This is a genomic window from Pseudomonas sp. HLS-6 TE3448, assembly GCF_053629555.1.
The window spans coordinates 4,348,908-4,369,967 of the sequence record NZ_JBRJIO010000001.1 but is presented as its reverse complement, the minus strand read 5'-3'; the positions used below and the strand labels follow the sequence as shown (position 1 = coordinate 4,369,967).

The 21,060-nt window shown below is 59.6% G+C and carries 19 protein-coding genes and 1 pseudogene; 8 read left to right on the top strand and 12 right to left on the bottom strand.

The features are described from left to right. Positions 1-18: 18 nt before the first annotated feature. The 4 genes from AB7M23_RS19935 to AB7M23_RS19920 form a co-directional block, all read right to left on the bottom strand. Positions 19-1,158, bottom strand: a complete 1,140-nt coding sequence (locus AB7M23_RS19935) for a diguanylate cyclase (RefSeq protein WP_454241800.1) — start codon at positions 1,156-1,158, stop codon at positions 19-21. Positions 1,159-1,368: 210 nt separating this feature from the next. Continuing rightward, the gene (locus AB7M23_RS19930) at positions 1,369-1,782 is read right to left on the bottom strand and encodes a DoxX family protein (RefSeq protein WP_065758648.1); all 414 of its coding nucleotides are present in this window, start codon (positions 1,780-1,782) and stop codon (positions 1,369-1,371) included. A 100-nt stretch (positions 1,783-1,882) separates the two neighbouring features. Further along, positions 1,883-3,988: a putative bifunctional diguanylate cyclase/phosphodiesterase gene (locus AB7M23_RS19925; protein WP_454241799.1), complete on the bottom strand. Its 2,106-nt coding sequence runs from the start codon at positions 3,986-3,988 to the stop codon at positions 1,883-1,885. A 270-nt stretch (positions 3,989-4,258) separates the two neighbouring features. Next, a complete protein-coding gene (locus AB7M23_RS19920) occupies positions 4,259-4,570 on the bottom strand; it encodes a hypothetical protein (protein WP_065758650.1) in 312 nt (103 codons plus the stop codon). Positions 4,571-5,282: 712 nt separating this feature from the next. Between AB7M23_RS19920 and AB7M23_RS19915 the strand changes: the two are divergent. The 3 genes and pseudogenes from AB7M23_RS19915 to AB7M23_RS19905 all read left to right on the top strand — a co-directional run. Next, positions 5,283-5,558, top strand: a pseudogene (locus AB7M23_RS19915) (methyl-accepting chemotaxis protein); the annotation flags it as partial. Positions 5,559-5,561: 3 nt separating this feature from the next. Then, entirely contained in the window at positions 5,562-5,954 is a 393-nt protein-coding gene (locus AB7M23_RS19910) for a CZB domain-containing protein (protein WP_371917191.1), read from the top strand. A 69-nt stretch (positions 5,955-6,023) separates the two neighbouring features. After that, positions 6,024-7,670, top strand: coding sequence for a SulP family inorganic anion transporter (locus tag AB7M23_RS19905; RefSeq protein WP_099775165.1), 1,647 nt, complete (start codon positions 6,024-6,026; stop codon positions 7,668-7,670). A 237-nt stretch (positions 7,671-7,907) separates the two neighbouring features. Here AB7M23_RS19905 and AB7M23_RS19900 read toward each other — a convergent pair whose 3' ends face one another. Beyond that, positions 7,908-8,396 (bottom strand): glycine zipper 2TM domain-containing protein, encoded by a 489-nt coding sequence (locus AB7M23_RS19900; protein ID WP_454241798.1) that lies wholly within the window; start codon positions 8,394-8,396, stop codon positions 7,908-7,910. 255 nt (positions 8,397-8,651) lie between these two features. Between AB7M23_RS19900 and AB7M23_RS19895 the strand changes: the two genes are divergently transcribed. Continuing rightward, entirely contained in the window at positions 8,652-9,341 is a 690-nt protein-coding gene (locus AB7M23_RS19895) for a VIT1/CCC1 transporter family protein (protein ID WP_102051907.1), read from the top strand. Between the two features lie 32 nt (positions 9,342-9,373). Here the strand turns inward: AB7M23_RS19895 and AB7M23_RS19890 are convergent, their stop codons facing one another. From AB7M23_RS19890 to lpxO, 3 genes are all read right to left on the bottom strand, one after another. After that, a complete protein-coding gene (locus AB7M23_RS19890) occupies positions 9,374-9,940 on the bottom strand; it encodes a GNAT family N-acetyltransferase (protein ID WP_065758654.1) in 567 nt (188 codons plus the stop codon). Between the two features lie 72 nt (positions 9,941-10,012). Beyond that, positions 10,013-10,351, bottom strand: a complete 339-nt coding sequence (locus tag AB7M23_RS19885; protein ID WP_065758655.1) for a carboxymuconolactone decarboxylase family protein — start codon at positions 10,349-10,351, stop codon at positions 10,013-10,015. Positions 10,352-10,498: 147 nt separating this feature from the next. Continuing rightward, positions 10,499-11,398 carry a lipid A hydroxylase LpxO gene (gene lpxO / locus AB7M23_RS19880; protein ID WP_454241797.1) on the bottom strand — a complete coding sequence of 300 codons (900 nt, stop codon included), beginning with the start codon at positions 11,396-11,398 and terminating at the stop codon, positions 10,499-10,501. Between the two features lie 227 nt (positions 11,399-11,625). Here lpxO and AB7M23_RS19875 point away from each other — a divergent pair, with 227 nt between their 5' ends. Continuing rightward, entirely contained in the window at positions 11,626-11,823 is a 198-nt protein-coding gene (locus AB7M23_RS19875) for a co-regulatory protein PtrA N-terminal domain-containing protein (RefSeq protein ID WP_145991779.1), read from the top strand. 51 nt (positions 11,824-11,874) lie between these two features. Here the strand turns inward: AB7M23_RS19875 and AB7M23_RS19870 are convergent, their stop codons facing one another. From AB7M23_RS19870 to AB7M23_RS19860, 3 genes are all read right to left on the bottom strand, one after another. Next, positions 11,875-12,198: an AzlD domain-containing protein gene (locus AB7M23_RS19870; protein WP_099775162.1), complete on the bottom strand. Its 324-nt coding sequence runs from the start codon at positions 12,196-12,198 to the stop codon at positions 11,875-11,877. Then, the gene (locus AB7M23_RS19865; protein WP_102051905.1) at positions 12,195-12,893 is read right to left on the bottom strand and encodes an AzlC family ABC transporter permease; all 699 of its coding nucleotides are present in this window, start codon (positions 12,891-12,893) and stop codon (positions 12,195-12,197) included. The genes AB7M23_RS19870 and AB7M23_RS19865 overlap by 4 nt, the downstream gene beginning before the upstream one ends. A gap of 103 nt (positions 12,894-12,996) precedes the next feature. Beyond that, positions 12,997-13,683, bottom strand: coding sequence for a sel1 repeat family protein (locus AB7M23_RS19860; protein ID WP_454241796.1), 687 nt, complete (start codon positions 13,681-13,683; stop codon positions 12,997-12,999). A 310-nt stretch (positions 13,684-13,993) separates the two neighbouring features. Between AB7M23_RS19860 and AB7M23_RS19855 the strand changes: the two genes are divergently transcribed. The 3 genes from AB7M23_RS19855 to AB7M23_RS19845 all read left to right on the top strand — a co-directional run bounded on the left by AB7M23_RS19855 (position 13,994) and on the right by AB7M23_RS19845 (position 19,397). Next, on the top strand, positions 13,994-16,354 hold the full coding sequence (locus tag AB7M23_RS19855) for a DNA polymerase II (RefSeq protein WP_454241795.1): 2,361 nt from the start codon (positions 13,994-13,996) through the stop codon (positions 16,352-16,354). Between the two features lie 248 nt (positions 16,355-16,602). Beyond that, positions 16,603-17,157, top strand: coding sequence for a DUF4174 domain-containing protein (locus AB7M23_RS19850; protein ID WP_102051902.1), 555 nt, complete (start codon positions 16,603-16,605; stop codon positions 17,155-17,157). A 146-nt stretch (positions 17,158-17,303) separates the two neighbouring features. Beyond that, positions 17,304-19,397 (top strand): TonB-dependent siderophore receptor, encoded by a 2,094-nt coding sequence (locus AB7M23_RS19845; RefSeq protein ID WP_454241794.1) that lies wholly within the window; start codon positions 17,304-17,306, stop codon positions 19,395-19,397. A 157-nt stretch (positions 19,398-19,554) separates the two neighbouring features. On the opposite strand, the gene AB7M23_RS19840 is transcribed toward AB7M23_RS19845, so the two are convergent. Continuing rightward, entirely contained in the window at positions 19,555-20,892 is a 1,338-nt protein-coding gene (locus AB7M23_RS19840; RefSeq protein WP_065758663.1) for a spinster family MFS transporter, read from the bottom strand. Positions 20,893-21,060 lie beyond the last annotated feature (168 nt).

Below are 21,060 nucleotides of genomic sequence, written 5' to 3'. Positions count from 1 at the left end.
GTTAAAAGGACGAGGAGGTTACTCGGCCGCAACCACCTGATTGCGGCCGAGGGCCTTGGCGCGGTACATGGCTTTGTCGGCACTGTTCAACAGGTCGTGCAGGTCCATATCTTCGGCACTCGCCGAGGCTACCCCAAGGCTGGCGGTAAGGCGTTGTGTTCGTGTTTTTTCGAACATCAATGGCATCTCGGCAATTGATTTTCCAAGCTGTTCGGCAATGCGTAGCGCCGCCTCCAGGGTGGTATCCGCCAGCAGTACCGCGAACTCCTCACCGCCAAGCCTGCCGTAGACGTCCGATTCGCGAAAGGACGCCCGGATCACTGCACCTATTTGGCGCAGTACCTCATCACCGGCCTGGTGGCCGTGTGTGTCATTGATCTGCTTGAAGTGGTCAATGTCCAGCACCAGGGCGCAAAGGGGGCGCTGATTGCGTTTGCAGTAGCTGTAGAGTTGCTGGGCATGTTCAAAGAATGCGCGGCGATTCTTCAGGCCGGTGAGTTCGTCGGTCTGCGCGGCATAGCTGGCAATACTGTGTGCATGCTCCATTTCATGGGTCAAACGAAAGGCTTTCTCCAGTGCCTCGGAGAGCTCGCGTGTTGCCCGCACGATGGATGCCGAGAACAGCAGGGCGGCGATGGCCATGCCGACCTGCATCGCCGAGGGCTGAAGCAGTAGCCAGAGCGTGCATGGCAGCAAGACCAAGCCCATGGCCGACAAGGTCATGGACCGGTACGCCGAGTAGCAGGACACGGCGCTGCCGGCCATGCCGACAGTAAACAGCAGTACGATCGCCTGCGCCAGTAGGTCATCACTGGGCATTATCGCCAGCGCGCCGAGCCCCCAGAGGCCGGCAGAGAGCACCAGGGTGATCCAGTACTTGCCTTCCCATCGATTAGGAATGCGTTCGCGCTCATGGCTGCGAAAGTAGGCCAGGAACAAGCCGATGCGCAGCAGTGTCGCGCCACCGAGCAGTGAGATCCATAACAGAATGACGGATTGATCCGCACGCTCCCAGCACAGCCAACAGAGCAGACAGGCGGCAATGAAGCTGCCGACCACCGCCGTTACGGACTGACGGAACAGCAGATGCAAGCGGTCGGTACGAACTTGCTCGGCAATGAGCACATTCTGGTCATGCTGTAGTGCAAAAGGGTTCATTCGCGCCGCCCAATCATGACACTGCTCCATCAGCGCAGTTGGGGATGGTTGATGGCCATCGTCCCAGGCGCGTGAGTGCTAAAAACCTTGCGAATATAGAGGATAACTCAGCGACGTATCTATGCAATCCAGAGGCCACCCGGAAAATATCCAACCTGCATTGGCTGCTGGGATGTAGGCGCGTTTGCACTGAATCATTGGGGGATCGGGTTACTGCCGATCGACCGAGAACTTGCCTGCGCCTGTCACGCTGAGCAGCAACAAGCCTCCCATGATGCTGATGTTCTTGTAGAACTGGATCATGTTCGCGGCCTTGTCGGGCTCAGGCATGCTCCAGAAGGGATGGCCAATGAGTGCCGTCCCCAGCACGAACAACGCCATCAATGCCGCCAGTGGCCGGGTAAAAAAACCGACTACAAGGGCAATGCCGACGAAGAACTCCATCAGTATTGCGATCCCTGCTGCCACGGGCGGCATCGGTGCGCCAAGCGACGCAAGATAGCCTGCAGTACCTTCGAAGTTAGTCAGCTTGCTCCAGCCAGACATGACAAAAATAGTCATCAGCAAAAGGCGTGCGATGAGGATGATCAAGTCTTTCTGCTGTTCAAACAGGGTGTAACGCATGGTCTTTACCCGATGCTGAATGTAATGCCATGAGTCTAGTCATTGCATCGCCGAGTGCCAGTACGCGCAAAGGCTGAAGTGAGTACCTGCAGCCAGCCCATCACCGCGCCTCTAAGCTGTTCGCTGTGTTGAACAGGCGTTGCATCTGGTCGGCCGGTCGTGGCTGGCTAAACCAGTAACCCTGGCCATAGTGGCAGCCTTCATTGAGCACAAAATCGAGTTGTGCCGGGGTTTCGATCCCCTCGGCGACGACTTCCAGGCCGAGGTTCCGGCCAAGGCCGATGATCGCCTGGCTGATCGTGCCTTGTTTGCCATCGAACGGGATACCGCCGATGAAGCTCTTGTCCAGTTTGAGAATGTGCAGTGGAAAACGCGTGAGATAGCCGAGTGATGAGTATCCGGTGCCAAAGTCGTCCAACGCCAACAATACGCCCAGGCTGGCCAGTTCATTCAGGCAGGCCAAGGTGTTCGAGTCCTCAATGATCAACTGGCTTTCGGTAATTTCCAGGATCAGGCTGGCAGGGGGCAGGCCGCTTTCCTGCAGGATGTCGATCAGCCTGGGGGTGAAGTCGGTTTGTTGCAGTTGCAGGCTGGAAATGTTCACCGAACAGCGGATGTGCTCATGTCCTTCCTTCTGCCAGGTGCGGGTCTGCTGGCAGGCCTGGCGCAGTACCCATTCGCCGACGTGGATGATTTCTCCTGATTCCTCCAGTGCTGGAATGAACTCCAGGGGTGAAATCAGGCGTTCATCCTGGCGCCAGCGCAGTAGCGCTTCCACCCCGCACACCTGTGGTACCCCTTGGTCCAGGCGATAGATCGGTTGGTAGTGCAGTTCGAATTCATCGTGCTGGAGTGCCTGGCCCAGCGCGGACTCCAGTTCCAGATGGTGCTGTGCATCGTCCTGCAAGGCTTCACTGTAGTGGGCAAAGCGTGCCTTGCCAGCAGATTTGGCGCTGTAGAGGGCAAGGTCGGCGGCCTGCACGACATCCAGCGCCTTGCCATGTTCGTGCATGGGGGCGATGCCAATACTGGCACTGACCACAAGGGTATGGCCGTCGATATGCAGCGGCTGATGCAGGTTGTCCAGAATGCGCTGGGAGATGTGTTCGGCGTCGAGGCTGCAACTGAGGTCGTTAAGCAGGACGATGAATTCGTCGCCGCCGAAGCGGAACAGTTGATCACTGGGACGCAGCGCGTTTCTCAGGCGCTGGGCCACTTCGACCAGCACGCGATCACCGACACTGTGGCCCAGGCTATCGTTGATCAGCTTGAAGCGGTCGAGGTCGATGAACAGCAGTGCTTCGTAGTCGCCGCCCCTGCGTTCTTTCATGATGGTCTTCTGCATTTGCTCATCAAGGCGTATGCGGTTGGCCAGACCGGTCAGCGGATCATGGTGAGCGGCATGCATCAGGCGTTGCTCGACGTCTTTGCGGGCACTGATATCGGACTGCGAGCCGGCCATGCGTAACTGGCCCGGTGTGGTGACTTCGGCGACCCCGCGTACCAGTACCCAGGTATAGTCACCGTTGCTTTGGCGGATACGGTACTCATGGTGTACGAAGGCGGTCTGCCCTTGCAGGTGGGCATCGATGGCTTGACGAAAATCCGGCAAGTCGTCCGGGTGAACGCGGTTGAACCAACTGGCACTGCTCTCGCCCATGCTGTCGCGGCTGAGGCCGAGCATGCTGGCCCAACGCTCGGATACATACAGTCGATCCTGGTCGATGTGCCAGTCCCAGATGCCGTCGTTGGCACCGCGCAGCGCACGGGCGAAGCGTGCTTCGCTGTCTTCCAGCGCCTTGTGCTGCGCTGCGCTGTAGGTGTCGATGGCCAGGGTCATGTCGAAGAACACGGCCTTCAACAGGCTTGAGTAAAGCGTGGCCTGATCGCTGTCACCGAATAGGCTGGCAAGCATATCGTCAAGGTACAGGCGGTAGGTGCCCAGGTACCATTTCAACTCCAGGCCGACCTGTTGGTGGATCACGCCAATGCGCAGGCGGCTGTTGATGTAGGCATCATCGTAGAGACCGGCCCACAAGCGCTGGTAGTAGTCCGCCTGGCTGTGCTTCAGGCGGGTAGTGATCTCGGGCGTGCGCAGCAGTGCAGACGGTGTGGCAAACTGCTCCAGGTGACGGTACAGCCGATTGATGAACGTCGGCTGAGCAGGGGCCATGTGCGCTGCTGCTGCGCTGAGACGCTCCGGCATCCGCTGCGCTCCAGTCGAGAAAGCGAAAGCGCTCGGCGATTTCCTCCTGGTCGAGGCGAATACGTTTAAGCAACTCCGTCAGATCTGCTGTCACCTTCATTCACATGGCCCTGTACTTGTACAGATACGTTTTCTGCTGAAAAAAAAGCGCCGTGACCCTGCATTCTGCTCAAGAACGCATGGTCACGGCGCTTCGTCTTTCAGGCCCTATGTCCTGCTCGGCAAAGCCGGCTCCCGCTTCTAGCGGAACCTTCTGATGGCATAATTACATCATTCTGGATTGTCTGACAACTTCTCCAACAGCCCAACCAGACGCCGCCGTAACATCCCCAGTTCGCGGGATTTGAAGGCATGACGGGTCTGCTCCAAAACCTCGGTCGTTTCGACCAAGGCCGCGTGTACTCGCCCGGTCGACCCGAGGTGCGCGTCACCCAGCCAGCGACAAAGGGGGGCGGCACTGCAATCACTCGGTACAACCAGCACCTCGCAGTCTGGCGCGATGTTAGCCAGCAGCGGGCGTAGCTGGTCGGCTAGCACTTCATTGCTGCAGATGATTCGGGCTGCCTGGTTGGACTCATACATGGCACTGCATCCCTACGAAGGTGGACGGGCTATGTACAGCAACGCCTGTTGCAGTTCACTGACATGAATCAACGTTCAAGCCGACCGTGCCCAGTTGCTGCTGTTTGGTATGTGCGTCTGCCTCATGGTTGATAACAGTATTGAATACTTGGATGATGGCTGATTGATGTCAATGCTGCGTCAGTGTGACGCGTTTAAAGTATCGTCGATACGATCAAGGTGCACCGACTTCAGGCCCGCGTTTTGATTACTGACACCATGACGTTTGGCACACGGGTGCTAAGGAGCGGTTGCGATGTTTAGTGGTAAATGGCGAACGCGAGTTGCCGAGCAGGACGATGAGCTGGTCGCGTTGCGCCGAGAAAACGAAGCCTTGCGCCAGGAAAACCGGCAATTGGCCGATCTGGTTGCCCAGACCCAGGCCGAACAGGCTGCGCTCAATGGTTACAGCCGCTACCAGAGTGAGCTGCATGACAAGCTGGGCATGTTCGACGACTCCATGAAGCAGACCCGTGATGGCGTCGTCCACCAGGCAGAAGTTCTGCGCGGCGAAGTGGATCACCTCAAGGCCAATAGTGGTGTATTTGCCCAAACCTCCGAGATGCTGTCCTCGTTCTCCAGTTCGCTCACGCACATGGCAGAGCAGGGCGTGAGCAGCGTGGAGAGTGTCAGCCAACTCAAGACCCGCGTGAGTGAGATCAGCAACATTGTTGGCTTGATCAAGGCGATTTCTGACCAGACCAACCTGCTGGCACTGAATGCGGCCATCGAGGCGGCGCGTGCCGGTGAGCAGGGCCGTGGTTTTGCAGTGGTTGCCGATGAGGTCCGGGCGCTGGCGCAACGCACCCATCAGGCGACCCAGGACATCAGCGTCCTGGTGGATGGCATCAACACCGATACGGCGGCGGCAAGCGCCTCGATCGGTAACCTGTCCACCGAGGCAACCCGACTGGCCAGCGATGTGTCGTCGTCGGCGCAGACCCTGGATGAAATGGTGGTGATGGGCGACCACATGACCGGCTTGATCGAGAATATCGCGCTCAGTTCGTTCTGTGAGGCGGTCAAGCTTGATCACCTGTTGTTCAAGTTGATGGTCTATCTGCGCTTGTTCAATCAAGACCAGAACCTTGAGCTCTCGGACCACAAGAACTGCCGTCTCGGGAAGTGGTACCTCACGCCTGAAACCCAGGAAACCTACCGAAATGATCGGTCATTCAGCCAGCTCGACGATCCGCACCGTCTCTGCCACGAGTCAGCAAGCGAGGCGCTGCACAAGGCGCAGCACAAGGATTGGAATGCCGTGGTGCAGTCGTTGAACAGCATGGAAGTCGCCAGCTTGAAGGTTAACCAGGTTCTGGTTGCGCTGGCTAACCGGGACGCTTAGTAGAGGAATGCCGAGTACGGGTCGCACTCATGCTACTAGTATGAACATGCAGCCGTTGAGGAGCCTGGCATGATTGCGATACGTGAAGCATGGAAAGCCGGTTTGTTCGGGCGTGAGCATTGGCTAGGCAATCTGGTGTCCGGGGTGGTTGTCGGAGTGGTTGCACTGCCGTTGGCCATGGCGTTTGCCATCGCCTCGGGTGTCAAGCCCGAGCAAGGCATCTACACCGCAATCATTGGCGGCCTGCTGGTGTCGATCTTTGGCGGCAGCCGGCTGCAGATTGCCGGCCCGACGGGGGCATTTATCGTCATCCTGGCAGGTGTCACCGCGACCCACGGTGTCGAGGGCCTGCACATTGCCACGATGATGGCCGGCGTCATCCTGTTGCTGCTGGGCATCACCCGCTTGGGTGCAATCATCAAGTTCATCCCGGACCCGGTGATCGTCGGTTTTACCGCGGGCATCGGCGTGATCATCTGGGTGGGGCAGTGGAAGGATTTCTTCGGCTTGCCGGCAATTACCGGTGAGTATTTTCACGAGAAGTTCTGGCATTTGCTGCTCGCGCTGCCGAACCTGCACATGGCCACGACGTCGTTGGCGTTGCTCAGCCTGTTCCTGGTGCTGATCACCCCCAGAATTGCAGCGCTCAAACGTTTTCCCGGGCCATTGGTTGCCATGGTGGTTGCGACGCTGATCCAGTCGCTGTTCCACTTCGATGGCGTCGCCACGATTGGCAGTGCCTTCGGCGGTATCCCTCAAGGTTTCCCCGACTTCAACCCGCCGCAGATCACCCTGGCGCGTGTTATTGACCTGATTGGGCCGGCGTTTGCGATCGCCATGCTGGGGGCCATCGAATCGCTGCTTTCCGCTGTGGTTGCCGACGGAATGGCCGGCACGCGGCACGACTCCAATCAGGAGTTGATCGGCCAGGGTATCGCCAACCTGGCAACCCCTCTGTTTGGCGGGTTCGCCGCGACCGGCGCGATTGCCCGTACCGCGACCAATATCCGTAATGGCGGTACGAGCCCGCTGGCCGGTATTGCCCACGCCATTACCCTGGTCTTGATCATTCTGTTCCTGGCACCCTTGGCCTCGAACATTCCTCTGTGCGCCCTGGCGGCCATCCTGTTCGTTGTCGCCTACAACATGAGCGAGTTGAAACACTTCAAGCGCATGGTTCAACGTGCCCCGCGCGCCGATGTAGCGATTCTGCTCATTACCTTCACCCTTACCGTATTCAGCGATCTGGTGATCGCCGTGAACATCGGCGTGATTCTGGCGATGCTGCAGTTCATGCGGCGCATGGCATCCTCCGTCGAGGTGCAGCAGGTCGTCGAGCACGAGCTCGAACACGAACTGCGCCAGAACGGTCACCAGCACCTGCCGCCTGGCGTGTTGATCTACACCGTCGAGGGGCCGCTGTTCTTTGGTGCGGCGGAAACCTTTGAGCGTGCCCTGGCCCAGACGCATACCGATCCCGTCGTACTCATTCTGCGCCTTAAACACGTACCGTTCATGGACATCACCGGCCTGCAAATGCTCGAAGAAGTGATCCAGCAACTGCACAAACGGCACATTGTCGTAAAACTCTGTGAAGCCAATGCCAAGGTGTTGGGCAAGCTCGGCAGGGTAGGCATCCTGCAAGCCATTGGCAGCCAGCATTACCATGCGGCGTTCAGTGACGCACTGGCTGACGCTGCCGAGCTTGCGCGCTGACCTCGGACACAGGACGTTGCGCTGACTGCGTCATTTTTGTATCTACATTGGGAAGCGCCACACAAGGCACAGCACAAGGGCTGGAATACCGTGGTGCAGTCGTTGAACAACATGGAGGTCGCCAGCTTGAAGGTTAACCAGATTCTGGTTGCATTGGCTAACCGGGATGCCTGGTTCAAACTCCCGGTCGACCGCTTTCTGCGACGCTCGTCAACGTGCTCACTGGTGCAGCCCTACCTAGTCCCGCTGCAATAATCCGTTCTGGATCCTGACACGGTCGCCAACGTTCAGACCGCCAGTCGAGCTTTGGTTCAGGGTCTGGTAGGAGCCGTTGTCCATGCGGATGGTAATCGCGTAGCTGGCAGGTTGCTGATTACGCTGTTCCAGTTGGTGTCCCACATAGGCGCCGCCTGCTGTGCCCGCGACCATCGCAACCGTTTTGCCGGTGCCTGACCCTACTTGGCTGCCGGCAAGTCCACCGGCGAGGGCACCGATCAGTGTCCCTAGCCCGTAACCCGTACCCGCCAAGCCCTGGTAGCCCTGATTGGCTGGGACAATCGATTGCACGACACCACGGCCAGAATAGGCTGATGTTGTCTGGATGACTTCTGGGCTGTTGTAGATCGGGGTTGAGGTGTTGTTTGGGGGATAGAGTTCAGCGCATGCGCTGAGGGTCAGGCCACAGGCCAGGCCAACGATGGCGTTGAACGTGTTCAGGGTACTCACTTCACATCTCCTCTTGTGCTGACTGCTGACTGCTGACTGCTGACTGCTGACTGCTGACTGCTGAGCGCGTGGGGGCATACAGAAAGGGCTTGGAACACGCGACCACACGCCATTCAACGACTGTGATCAACATTGCGCTCAATACCCGGAAACGTCGGTGCGGTAGCGCACAATGCGGGAGGGTGTTAAGTGCCTTGGGCGGACCGCATAGCGCTATGCTTGTACCGCGCTTGTTTTCTGCATAGGGAGTCACTCATGAGGCACATCGAAGTCCATAAAACTCATCGTATAGGGTGGCTGCGTGCCGCTGTGCTTGGCGCCAATGACGGTATTGTTTCCACTGCCAGCCTGATCCTGGGTGTGGCGGCGGCCGGCGCAAGTGCTGCAAGTATTCTGATCGCCGGCGTTGCAGGCCTTGTTGCGGGGGCGATGTCGATGGCCGCTGGCGAATACGTGTCGGTTAGTTCGCAGGCGGATACCGAGCGTTCCGACCTGGACCGGGAACGCAAGGAGCTGGCGGCTGATCCTGTACATGAACACGCCGAGTTGACCGAGATCTACGTTGGTCGCGGGCTCGATAAAGAATTGGCCAGCCGCGTCGCCACACAGTTGATGGCACACGATGCGCTGGGTGCGCATGGCCGCGATGAACTGGGCATTTCCGAAGCATTGGCCGCGCGACCGGTGCAGGCTGCCCTGGCCTCTGCAGGTTCGTTTTCAGTCGGTGCGGCACTGCCACTGCTGATCGTTCTATGGGTGCCGCAATCGCTGCTGATGTATGCCGTGGCTGGCAGTTCGCTGCTGTTTCTGATGCTTCTGGGGGTGTTGGCAGGCTACACCGGTGGCGCGTCTGTGGTAACGGCTGCAGCCCGCGTGACCTTTTGGGGCGCACTGGCCATGGGCCTGACGGCGGGGGTCGGTGTTTTGTTTGGCGTCACCGCTTGACGGGCGTGCGCCAGGTTATGTGGCCGCCGTAGTCAACGGCCGCGACGCCGGGACACCACCGCCTCGATATTCTTGCGACCTATCAGTTTTGGCTGCTCATGCGGCATAGCTTCGCCTAGCCATTTGTACATCACCAGGCAGTCCACCAGGCCCAGGCGTGCGTGCTGGTAGGCCTTGGGCAGGCGCCCGACCACCTCGAAACCAAGCTTTTGCCAGAGGGCCACGGCCACTTCGTTGCTCGACACTACCGAGTTGAACTGCATCGCCATGAAACCGTTGTCGCGAGCCAGTTGCTGAGAGTGTTGGCACATCGCCTGCGCTACGCCTCGGCCGCGTGCGGCCTCGGTAACCATGTAGCCGCAATTGCACACATGGGCGCCTGGGCCGGCAGCGTTGGCCTTGAGGTAATAGGAGCCCAGCAGTTCACCGTTTTCCTCGGCTACCAGGGTATGCAAGGGCATTTCCAGCCACAGTTGGCGTGCCTGTTCGACAGTGATGGCGGGGTCGAAGGCATAGGTTTCGCGGGCGCCGACGATGGCCTTGAAGGTCGGCCAGAAGTGCTCGAAGTCGGCGGCGGTCATGGGGCGGATGTGAATCATGCTGTTCTCGGAGGGGGCGTGCGGGTGGGCTGGCTGCAACGGACGTGTCGCGCCAGCCTGGCGATGGCGGGATTATGGCTCGACCTTGCCTACCGCATCCAGTGCCCGTGCCGAGTAAACCAGTGCTGCACCCGCGTTCATCGCGATGGCAACGCCCAGTGCTTCGGCAATTTCTTCCCGGGTGGCACCGTGTTTCACGGCCTGTGCCGAATGCACGGCAATGCAGCCATCGCAACGGGTCGTGACGGCCACGGCCAGAGAGATCAGTTCGCGGGTCTTGGCGTCGAGGTGGTTGGTTTTTTCGCCGGCAGCACTGGCGGTCAGGTAGCCGCTGACCGTGTCCGGTGAGAGTTGCTTGAGGTCGCGAATGCCGGCCGTCAGCTGTTTACGGTACTCGTTCCAGTCCAACATGGTGTTCACCTTGTGTGTTTCGACAAAATGAACAGTGAAGCTAGTTTTTCGGCAGTTGCTGCGCCGTTGGTCGATAGGCGCAGGGCAGGGACGTGGGCAGCCTTTGCAAGACGTGGGCGCCGACTGTGTCGGCGCCGCCATAACGGGTCAGATGTAAATGAAGATCAGCGCCAACACGGTCACTACCGCCCATTTTTCGGCGTAGTAACGTGCGCGGTTGCGTTTCTTCAGTGCCTTGCCGCGCTCGCGGATCTTGTAGATCCGGGTGAACAGGCGGTTGATGCCGCCGGTCTTGTCCCCGTCAGTGTTCGGCGCGGCAGCCGCGGCCATGACATTGCGGCTGAACCAGCGGTTGAACGCAGTGGCCCAGCGGTATTTCAGGGGACGCTCGATATCGCAGAACAGAATGATGCGGTTTTGATCCGTCTGGTTGGCGGCATAGTGAATATAGGTTTCATCGAACACGACACCTTCACCGTCACGCCAGTGGTACTTCTCACCGTCCACGTCGATGTAGCAGTCCGGGCTGTTGGGGGTGTCCAGGCCCAGGTGGTAGCGGTAAGAACCGGCATAGGGGTCGCGGTGACGAACCAGTTTCGAGCCCGGTGGCAGGGTGGCGAACATGGCTGCCTTGACGGTGCCGATACCTTGCAGCAGCTCTGTGGTACGTGGGCACAGCTTCATCGCCGAAGGGTGACTTTCGCCATACCACTTCAGGTAGAAACGTTTCCAGCCACTTTTGAAAAATGAGTTGAAGCCCACATCGTCATAACGCTGCGAGCTTTTGATTTCGCCGACATTCAGGAGCTGTTGGGCCTCTTCGCGGATGGCTTCCCAGTTGTCCTGCAGGGGTTTGAGCTCGGGAAATGAATCGGTGCTGAGGTAGGGCCGGGCGGGCAGCCTGGAGAACAGGTAGAGGAAGACGTTGACGGGCGCCAGGAAGCTGGAGTGGTCGCCCAACTGACGGGTCAGTTTGTGTCGAACGCGACCGCGCAGGTGGACATAGGCAATCGAAAAAACGAACAGAAGAACGAGAAATAGTTTCATGCACGGTTACTTGTCGGTGTGGCTATGAGCCATTGCGTAAGTGCGCCAGCATAAACAATCGCGCCTAGTCTTTGAACATATTGTTACTGTTTGGCAGGTCGACTTATGTGCAATATCCAGCCGGGATTTACCCGTTAATCAGCCGATAATCCTACACATCGACACTGCCTGGACTCACTTTCGAGTGCCGCACCGCGTGTGGCAAATCAGTCATTGGAGAAACCCGTTTGAAATGTTCCCGACTTGCCCTGATGGGTGTATTGAGTCTTGCCTCTACGTTGGCCTTGGCCGAAGGCGGCAGTGATCGCCTGCAGGCGCGCTATGAAGCGATCTTCGCCGCTCAGCAACAAGCCCCTGACAACGTAGCCTCGGTCGAAGCCCCTGAGCAGGCCGCTGAACACACCGATGCCGAGTCAGAAGGCTAGTTACACAAGCCCGCTTGCCGGCGATGCTGTCGTTGGCAAGCCTTCACTGCTTCACGCCGCACCGTTCATCCACCAGCGAAAGACGAAGAAAAACGCCATGCTCAGCAGCATGCTGATCAAGGTGTTACGGGTCAACAACACCAGCACGACTGCCACCATCGAGCCCACCAGGTAGGGGTTGGCCGGGTTGAGGTCGAGCTGGTGGTCGGGCATGAAGATGATCGGCCCGCAGATGGCGGTGAGCATGCCGGGCACGGCAAAACCGAGAAATTGCCGGGCATTTGAACTCAGGCGCAATGGCAGGCGGGGCTCGAGAAAGGCGTAGCGGTTGAGAAACACGACCAGCCCCATGCCGACGATCAGCAGGAAAATCATGAGCGGCCTCCGCTCAGTTTCTGGCAGATGAAACCGGCGCTCATGCCCAGCAGGCCGGCCAGCACCAGCGCTGTTTCCCAGTGCCAGAAACTGAACAGCACTGAACTGAACAGCGAAACCGCGACGCACACCACCGTTGGTAGGTTGCGTACCAGCGGCGCAATCAAGGCTACAAACGTGGCAACGATGGAGAAGTCCAGGCCCAGTTTGTCCAGGTGCGGAATGTTCTGGCCCAGGACGATGCCGGCCAGGGTGAACAGGTTCCAGGCCACATAGAAGGTCAGGCCTACGCCCAGCGCATACCAGCGGTTGAACTGTTGTTTGTCGTACTGGCTGGTCAGGGCGAAGAATTCGTCGGTCAGCAGAAAGCCCAGCCCCACCCGCCAGCGCACAGGCAGGTCAGAAATCACGGGGCGCATCGACAGACCGTAGAGCAGGTGCTGTGAGGTCAGTAGCAGAGTGGTCAGGATGATCGAAAACAGGTTCGCGCCGCCCTTGAGCATACCGATGGCAACCAGTTGTGCGGCACCGGCGAAGACAATTGCCGATAGCCCCTGACCTTCAAGGGGTGTCAGGTTGGCTTCAATGGCCATCGAGCCGGCCAGCAGGCCCCAGGGGGCAACGGCCAACGACAGCGGCAGGATGGCAATGGCGCCATGGATGAATGCCTGGCGGGCGAGGTGTGGGTGAGTCATGGTCTACAAACGCGACTGAACAGGGGGGGCATAGCATGCCAGAGTGCCAGCTGCGCTGCTTGAACGATCTTGCCAGGCTGCGAACTGGCGCAGGTCACCTCACTCAGCGCTGGCTGGTCAGGCGATGCTGGGCGGTTGCGCAGCCATTGGCATCAACCGCCTTGCGGTACCACATCTGGCGCTGCGGTCGGTCGACGGCACCGAGCAGTCGATAGACCTCGGCCTGAAAGTCACGTTGCTGGCCCCATTGCAGCGTCAGCCCCCGACGGCCTTGCGGTTGGCACTCCAGGCGCATGGCCGGTTGCGGGTAGTAGGTGGCATAGCGCGTGGCGTCTTGTACGGCTTTCTTCAGCGCTGCCCGATAGGCACCGCTGTCGCGGTACTCGCTACACAGCGAGTTGATCTGCAGCGAGGCCGGTGCGAACCCCTGGCTGAGGCTGGCGGCAAGTAGCGGGCAGGCCTGTGCCGGTACCTCGGCGGGGCTCAGGTAGGTCATGTAGTAGAGCGCCAGTCGGTACTCGGCCACCGGGTGGTTGAGCGACGCTGCCTTGCGCAGCAGTTCCACACCTGGCGTCAGGGTTTGCACCAGTGTCGTGCCCTGGCGCAACAGGTCGTCCTGGGTTGCGTTGGCTTGCGGGCTGAAGGTACTGGCCTGGGTGTCAGCCTGCTCCAGAAACGGCAGGGCCTGGCGGTACAGCAGGTCGGCGTGAGGGTCGATAGGGCTGTCGGCCAGGCTCAGGCAAGGTGCCATTACCGAAAACACCGTCAACAGCCGCAGGCAGCGGTTCACTTCGCGCAACCTGTGAGCAGGGATGAGTGCTCGACGTGTACACGCCAGAGCGAAGCAGATGAGCCGACGACGGTATGCATGAGTCGATCCGATGGTCCAGCAGTGGAAAGGGCGTTACCTGACGCTCGCTATTCTAGCGGTTGCAGGCAGACAGCTGAAGTGATGCCTTATGCCCTGTCATGCACCTTGTCGGCAAGCAGCCGCAGGGCCGCGTTATCGACATCGTTGCGGTTAAGCGCAGAGGACACGACGGAGCGGGTGACAGCTCGGGTAGAATCGAGGCTCACGATTCAGTTCAGGGGTTGCAGCGGTGGATGTACAACAGGGCTTCGTCCTGACCCGGCATTGGCGGGATACGCCAGACGGCACCCTGGTGGAATTCTGGCTGGCGACCGATGCCGGCCCACGCCAGGTGCGGCTGCCGGTGCAAACCTCCGTGGCCTTTGTCCTGGCCGAGCAGCGAGACCGCGTCGAGGCCTTGCTGGCTGGCGAGCGAGAGGTCGAGCTGCGCCCGCTGGACCTCTGTGACTTCCAGCACCGCCCCGTACTGGGCCTGTATTGCCGCCAGCACCGTCAGTTGATGCAACTGGACAAGCGCCTGCGTGCGGCCGGCATTGAACTGCTGGAAGCCGATGTTCGTCCGCCGGAGCGCTACCTGATGGAGCGCTTCATCACCGCGCCGGTGAGTTTCGCCGGGCGCGTCGACGCCAGCGGTGTATGGCTGGATGCTCAGCTCAAGCCCGAATCAGGCTACCGCCCACAGTTGAAGCTGGTGTCGCTGGATATCGAAACCACCGAACGCGGTGAGCTGTACTCCATTGCACTGGAAGGTTGTGGTCAGCGTCAGGTGTACATGCTGGGGCCGGCCAATGGCGACGACCAAGCCGTGGATTTTGCCTTGGAATATTGTGCCAGCCGTGCGCAATTGCTTGAGCGGCTGAATACCTGGTTGGCCCGTCACGACCCTGACGCGATCATTGGCTGGAACCTGGTGCAGTTCGACCTGCGTGTACTCCATGAGCATGCTCAAAGGCTGAAGGTCCCTTTGATCCTCGGGCGTGGAGGCGAGCCGATGGAGTGGCGCGAGCACGGCAGTCGTTCTCATTTTTTTGCCGGTGCCGCAGGGCGCTTGATCATCGACGGCATCGAAGCGTTGCGTTCGGCGACCTGGAGCTTTCCGTCGTTCAGCCTGGAAAACGTTGCCCAGACCTTGCTCGGCGAGGGCAAGGCAATCGACACGCCTTATCAGCGCATGGACGAAATCAATCGCATGTTTGCCGAGGACAAGCCGGCCCTGGCGCGCTACAACCTCAAGGACTGCGAACTGGTGACACGGATTTTCGCCAAGACCGAATTGCTCACCTTCCTGCTGGAGCGTGCCAGCGTCACCGGCTTGCCCGCGGACCGCAGTGGCGGCTCGGTGGCGGCGTTCTGTCACCTGTACATGCCGCTGATGCACCGCCAGGGGTTTGTGGCGCCCAACCTCGGTGGCCGTCCGGACGAAGCCAGCCCGGGCGGCTTTGTCATGGACTCGCGACCGGGCTTGTACGAGTCGGTGCTGGTGCTCGATTACAAGAGTCTGTACCCGTCGATCATCCGCACGTTCCTGATCGACCCGATCGGCTTGGTCGAGGGCCTGCGCGAACCTGGCGATGCCACGTCGGTGCCAGGTTTTCGGGGGGCGCGTTTTTCGCGTACCCGGCATTGCCTGCCCTCGATTGTCGAGCGGGTGTGGCAGGGGCGTGAAGCGGCCAAGCGTGAGCGCAACGCCCCGTTGTCCCAGGCCTTGAAGATCATCATGAACGCGTTCTACGGGGTACTCGGCTCCAGTGGTTGCCGGTTCTTCGACCCACGGCTGGCATCGTCGATCACAATGCGTGGTCATGAAATCATGCGTCGCACCCGCGAGCTGATCGAGGCCCAGGGGTATGAAGTGATCTATGGCGATACCGACTCGACCTTCGTCTGGCTCAAACGCACGCACAGTGAAGAGGATGCAACGGCCATCGGCCGACGCCTGGTGCAGCAGGTCAACCTGTGGTGGCAAGCACACCTGCAGGCAGAGTACGGCCTGACAAGCGCTTTGGAGTTGCAGTTTGAAACCCACTACCAACGCTTTCTGATGCCGACCATCCGAGGTGCCGAGGAGGGCAGCAAGAAGCGCTATGCCGGCTTGGTGCGCCGTGCAGACGGGCGTGACGAGATGGTTTTCAAGGGCCTGGAAACCGTGCGTACCGATTGGTCGCCGCTGGCCCGGCAGTTCCAGCAGGAGCTCTACCAGCGCATCTTTCTGCGCCAGCCTTACCAGGCTTATCTGCGTGACTATGTGCGGCAGACGCTGGCGGGTGAACGGGATGAGCAACTGATCTACCGCAAGCGCCTGCGTCGACCCTTGGCGGACTATCAGCGTAACGTCCCGCCGCACGTGCGTGCCGCGCGCCTGGCTGATGACTACAACGACCGTCAGGGGCGTCCACGCCAGTATCAGAATGGTGGCTGGATCAGCTACGTGATCACCTTGGCCGGGCCTGAACCCTTGGAAAACCGCAACGCGATGATCGATTACGACCATTACCTGACCAAGCAGCTGCAGCCGATCGCCGATGCAATCCTGCCGTTTGTGGGCGATAGCTTCAGTGCCTTGATTGACCGGCAGATGGGGTTGTTCTAACGCCGGGTGCCTTCGCGTGGATTAGATGAAACTCGATGCTGCGAGCCGATGGACGGCAGCAAAGTGCAGACCATCAGCTATCCTCTGGTTCAATGGATTCAGCCTTTCATAGCGCGTCGGGTGGGGCTTGGTCATCGGAAGTTACCGTTGTCTTGCGTACATGGTCGGTACAGTCGTTTAGGCTCGCAGGTCGGATCTTTCGTCAGGATTCGTAGCCTATGGAGCATTGAAACAAGAAGGAGATGCGTATGCTCACTCGTTCACTGACCCTTGCCACCCTGCTGGCTGTTGCCTGCCCCTTGATGGCCGCTGACAGTGACGGCCCCCTCGCTCTGGAGCGGGGTAGAACCCGACCCTTGATCATCATTGCGCCCAGTACAGTAGACCCGACGCTGGTCAGCCTGAAAAAGGCCCTGGATGAACCGGCCAACCGTCAGGCGTTCACTGAGCGCAACATGGTGCTGTTCACCATCGCCAATACCATCGGTCAACGCGACGGCAAGAACATGGACCCGCAAACCACCATGGCCTTGATTCGCGAGCTCAAGCTGGGTGCCAGCGTGGGTACCAAGGTGATTCTGATGGGCAAGGATGGCGAGAAAAAGCTCGAGCGCATTGGTACGGTTGAGCCCAAGGAGCTTTTCACCACCATCGATCAGTTGCCGGCCAGCGAGAAAGAAATGGTTACGACGACACCTGTCGTGACAGAGGCTGCGCCAGGTAAGGAAGGCAAAGAGGGCAAACCGGTAAAACCGGCGAAGCCAGCAAAACCGGCAGCGCCGCCCAAGCCGCTTGAAGACTGATCATTCCCGGCACGTCAGCCCAGTGCCTGCAGCAATGCGGCAGGCACTCACCGCGATACCCTCCTTTCGGTAAATGATTCTCGCTAAGCAGTAGGATATTGCTCACTTTATTGTTATGTTATTACATAGTTAATAAAGGAGCCCCCATGAATCACCCGCTAGGAAGGTTGTACCTTGGCCTGTCTGCAGGCCTGTTGAGCGTGCCTGTCACTGCCGAACAAACCATCGTCCTCGATGCCGTCACCGTCAGTGACAGTCGTTTTGAAGAGCGTGCCGATGGCCCGGTACAGGGTTACCGGGCCACGCGCTCCAGCACCGCGACCAAGACCGATACCGACATCCGCGACACCCCGCAGAGCATCAGTGTGGTACCCGCCCAAGTGCTCGATGACCTCAACAGCACCCGCATTGATCGCGCACTGGATTTTGCCGGGGGTGTGTCGCGGCAGAACAATTTTGGTGGCTTGACCTTCCTCAACTACAGCGTGCGGGGCTTCACCACCGGCGAGTTGTACAAGAATGGTTTTGCCGTCAACCGGGGCAGCTACAGCGCGCCGGATACCTCAAGTATCGAGCGTATCGAAGTGCTCAAGGGGCCTGCTGCCAGCCTGTATGGGCGAGGTGACCCCGGCGGGTTGGTGAACATCGTGACCAAACGGCCCGAGGCCGAAGCCTTCACCCGCTTCAAGGCCAGTGCCGGCAGTTGGGACCGCTACCGCAGCAGCCTGGATGTGAACACCCCGCTCAACGACGATGGTTCGCTGCTGTCGCGGGTTAACCTGGCGGTGGAAGACAACGGCAGCTTCCGTGACCATGTCGACAGCCAGCGGCGGATTGTCAGCCCGTCGCTGAGTTGGCAGCTCAACCCGGACACGCAACTGTTCGTCGATACGGAATTCTCCCGTACCGAGTCGGTGTTCGACCGTGGCATTGCGGCCGTGAACAACGAACTGGGTTCAGTAAAGCGTTCGACCTTTCTGGGTGAACCCAACGATGGCCGTATCCGCAATGACAATCAGACGCTGGACCTGGCGCTGGAACATTACCTCAATGACAGTTGGAAGCTGCGTCTGGCCAACCATTACACCCAGGGCACCCTCAACGGTGACAGCTCGGAAGCTTCACGGGTGGTTGGAACGGCCATCAGCCGGTTCTACCGTCAGCGGAATTTTGAATGGAACGACAACATCACCCAGGCAGAACTGCATGGCCGTTTCGATGTGGGCAATTGGCAACACCAGACACTGATTGGCCTGGAGTACGAGAACTACCGCAACAGCCAGAAGTACCCGCAAAGCGCTACGACCCTGGACTATGGCCTGGATGTTTACAACCCGGTGTATGGCCAACCCAAACCTGCCATCGTCAAGGCCAACGACTTCTTCGAGCGCACCGAAAGTTACGCCCTGAACCTGCAGGACCAGATCGTTTTCACCGAACGGCTGCGGGGGTTGCTCGGCGTACGTCTTGAACATATCGAGCAGACCGCTCAGAACCGAGCAACGCAGGTCAGTAACACCCAGGAAAAAGATGCCGTTACGCCTCGGGTGGGCCTGTTGTATCAGCTGACACCGCAGGTGGGGGTGTTCGCCAACGCATCGACCTCGTTCAAGCCTAACGGCATGGGCACCCAGGGCGAGGTCTACAAGCCGGAGAAAGGCCTGGGTTATGAAACCGGGGTCAAGCTCGACCTGTTCGACAGCCGTTTGGGCGCGACGATTGCGTTGTTCCAGATCGACAAGGAAAACGTCATCACCACCGATGCCAATGGCGACAGCATCGCGGCGGGCAAGGCACGCAGCCAGGGCCTGGATGCGCAGTTCAGTGGCCAGTTGAGCGATGCCGTGCGCGTGATTGGCGCCTATGCCTACATCGACGCCGAAGTCACCAAGGGCGATGCCAGCGTGCCCAAGGGCAGCGACTTGCTGGGTATCCCCCGGCATAGCGGCAGCCTGATGGCGGTGTATGAGTTCCAGGACGGTGCCTTGCGCGGTTCTGACATGGGGGTGGCGGCCAACTATGTAGGCGAGCGCTCGGGCCTTGCTGGCAGCGATTTCCGCTTGCCCGGTTACAGCACGGTCGATCTGTTGGCCCATTACAAGGCGACGGAGAACCTTACGCTTGGTTTGAACCTCAACAACCTGTTCGACCGCACCTATTACGAGCGCAGCTACAACGCGGCGTGGGTCATGCCGGGTGATCCGCGCAACGTCAGCCTGAGCCTGGCCTTGAGCCTGTGATTCTGGCTTGGCCCCGTGTGCCAGGCTTGCCTGCGATGGCATCGGCGGGGTGTCAGTAGGTTCGGGGGGCCTGCATCGTTGGCAAGCCAACTCCCACAGGTGGGAGCAGGCTTGCCTGCGATAGTCTCAACTCGGTTCGCGTGCGTACCTGATGCCGTCAGGCGGTAACGGCTTGTGCGGGAGGGACAGCCAGCGCCGTTTGCTTCAACTGCTGTCGATAACGCGGCAGTGCCAGCGCCAGGAAAACCGCCGCCAGCACCAGCAGCGAGACGGAAGAGGCGAGTGCATAGCGCAGCGACTCGCCGCCCAGGGTCGGGATGAAGAAATCACTGAGCATGCCAATCAGCAGCGGACCGACACCGACACCGAGCAAGGTCATCGACATCACAAAAATAGCGGTGGCCTGGGCCAGTCGCGAGGCCGGAAACAGGTGGGTGATCGCGCTCAGGCAGGGCGTTGCCCACCAGACACCGAAGAACCCGAACGCACTGTAGAACAGGAACGCTTGCGGTACGGCGATGCTGCCGATATGGAAGGCAACGCCTTGTGGCCAGAGGAAATAGGCCAGTGCAAAGGGGATGCTGATCAGCGTGCCCAACAGGGGTACACCGATTTGCCAGCCGACATCGCGCCGTGCCATTCGGTCGGTCAGCAGGCCGCAGGTCAGGGTGCCGATAGTCGAGCCGGTGCCGCCGACCACGCCGACCAGGAACCCAGCCTCCTGCAGGTTCAGGCCATGGGAGCGAATGAGGAAACTCGGGCTCCAGGTACCAATCGCATACCCGGCAATGGCCGCCGCACCGCCGGTGAGCACCAGCCACAGGAATGATGGCATCTGGAACAGCTCGACCAACGTCTTGAGCCAGCCTTCCTGCTGCAGTGCAGCCTTGTTCAGGTGCGCTGGCGGCAGTGCAGGTTTTGGCGCGCGTACGGTCAACAGCAGGAGCAGGCCAAGGAAGATACCGGGGGCGCCGATCAGCAAGAAGGCGTAGCGCCAGCCATGGTGCTGGGCAATCCAGCCGCCTAGGCCGAGGCCGACAATCGCACCCAGGCTTGAGCCCAGCATCAGCACGGCCAGTGCTGTCGAGCGGCGGCGTGCCGGGTACAGGTCCGAAACCATCGCCACTGACGGCGCGGTACCGCCGGCTTCACCGACAGCGACGCCGATCCGTGCCAGTACCAGCGTCAGAAAGCTGCCAGCCATGCCGCAGAGCATGGTCATCAGGCTCCAGGCGATGCAGCTGAAGGCAATGACCGGTTTACGCCCGATGCGATCCGACAGGCGCCCCAAAGGGAAGCCAAAAACCGTATAGAACACCGCGAAGGTCACGCCCGACAACAAGCCGATGCCGGTGTCCGATATGCCGAACTCGAGCTTCACCGGTTCGATCAGAATCGCCATCAACTGGCGGTCGATGTAGTTGAAAACGTAGATGCTGGCGAGCACGAAAAGCGCGTAATGCGTTCGCCATGTCACGGGGTTGGATGCGTTCACTGCGGGTGCTCCCGGTCTTGTTCTAGTGGGCTTGATCGTCAGTGCATCCGGCTGTTTTTTCATCGTCCGTTCAGACCATTTTTCCCGTAGTTGCGGGCATTTGGCTGCGATGTCCAGGCCGGTAAATCTAGTCTTGTCGGACGATGTTTCAGTTGCGTTCAAGGTGAA

What these genes read in the sequence shown, in the direction of transcription:
- AB7M23_RS19850 (WP_102051902.1), top strand. Translation starts at nt 16,603, where the DNA reads ATGCTCACTCGTTCACTGACCCTTGCCACCCTGCTGGCTGTTGCCTGC.
- AB7M23_RS19895 (WP_102051907.1), top strand. Translation starts at nt 8,652, where the DNA reads ATGAGGCACATCGAAGTCCATAAAACTCATCGTATAGGGTGGCTGCGT.
- AB7M23_RS19890 (WP_065758654.1), bottom strand. Translation starts at nt 9,940, where the DNA reads ATGATTCACATCCGCCCCATGACCGCCGCCGACTTCGAGCACTTCTGG.
- AB7M23_RS19905 (WP_099775165.1), top strand. Translation starts at nt 6,024, where the DNA reads ATGATTGCGATACGTGAAGCATGGAAAGCCGGTTTGTTCGGGCGTGAG.
- AB7M23_RS19925 (WP_454241799.1), bottom strand. Translation starts at nt 3,988, where the DNA reads ATGCCGGAGCGTCTCAGCGCAGCAGCAGCGCACATGGCCCCTGCTCAG.
- AB7M23_RS19870 (WP_099775162.1), bottom strand. Translation starts at nt 12,198, where the DNA reads ATGATTTTCCTGCTGATCGTCGGCATGGGGCTGGTCGTGTTTCTCAAC.
- AB7M23_RS19920 (WP_065758650.1), bottom strand. Translation starts at nt 4,570, where the DNA reads ATGTATGAGTCCAACCAGGCAGCCCGAATCATCTGCAGCAATGAAGTG.
- AB7M23_RS19845 (WP_454241794.1), top strand. Translation starts at nt 17,304, where the DNA reads ATGAATCACCCGCTAGGAAGGTTGTACCTTGGCCTGTCTGCAGGCCTG.
- AB7M23_RS19885 (WP_065758655.1), bottom strand. Translation starts at nt 10,351, where the DNA reads ATGTTGGACTGGAACGAGTACCGTAAACAGCTGACGGCCGGCATTCGC.
- AB7M23_RS19930 (WP_065758648.1), bottom strand. Translation starts at nt 1,782, where the DNA reads ATGCGTTACACCCTGTTTGAACAGCAGAAAGACTTGATCATCCTCATC.
- AB7M23_RS19935 (WP_454241800.1), bottom strand. Translation starts at nt 1,158, where the DNA reads ATGAACCCTTTTGCACTACAGCATGACCAGAATGTGCTCATTGCCGAG.
- AB7M23_RS19910 (WP_371917191.1), top strand. Translation starts at nt 5,562, where the DNA reads ATGGTGGTGATGGGCGACCACATGACCGGCTTGATCGAGAATATCGCG.
- lpxO (WP_454241797.1), bottom strand. Translation starts at nt 11,398, where the DNA reads ATGAAACTATTTCTCGTTCTTCTGTTCGTTTTTTCGATTGCCTATGTC.
- AB7M23_RS19865 (WP_102051905.1), bottom strand. Translation starts at nt 12,893, where the DNA reads ATGACTCACCCACACCTCGCCCGCCAGGCATTCATCCATGGCGCCATT.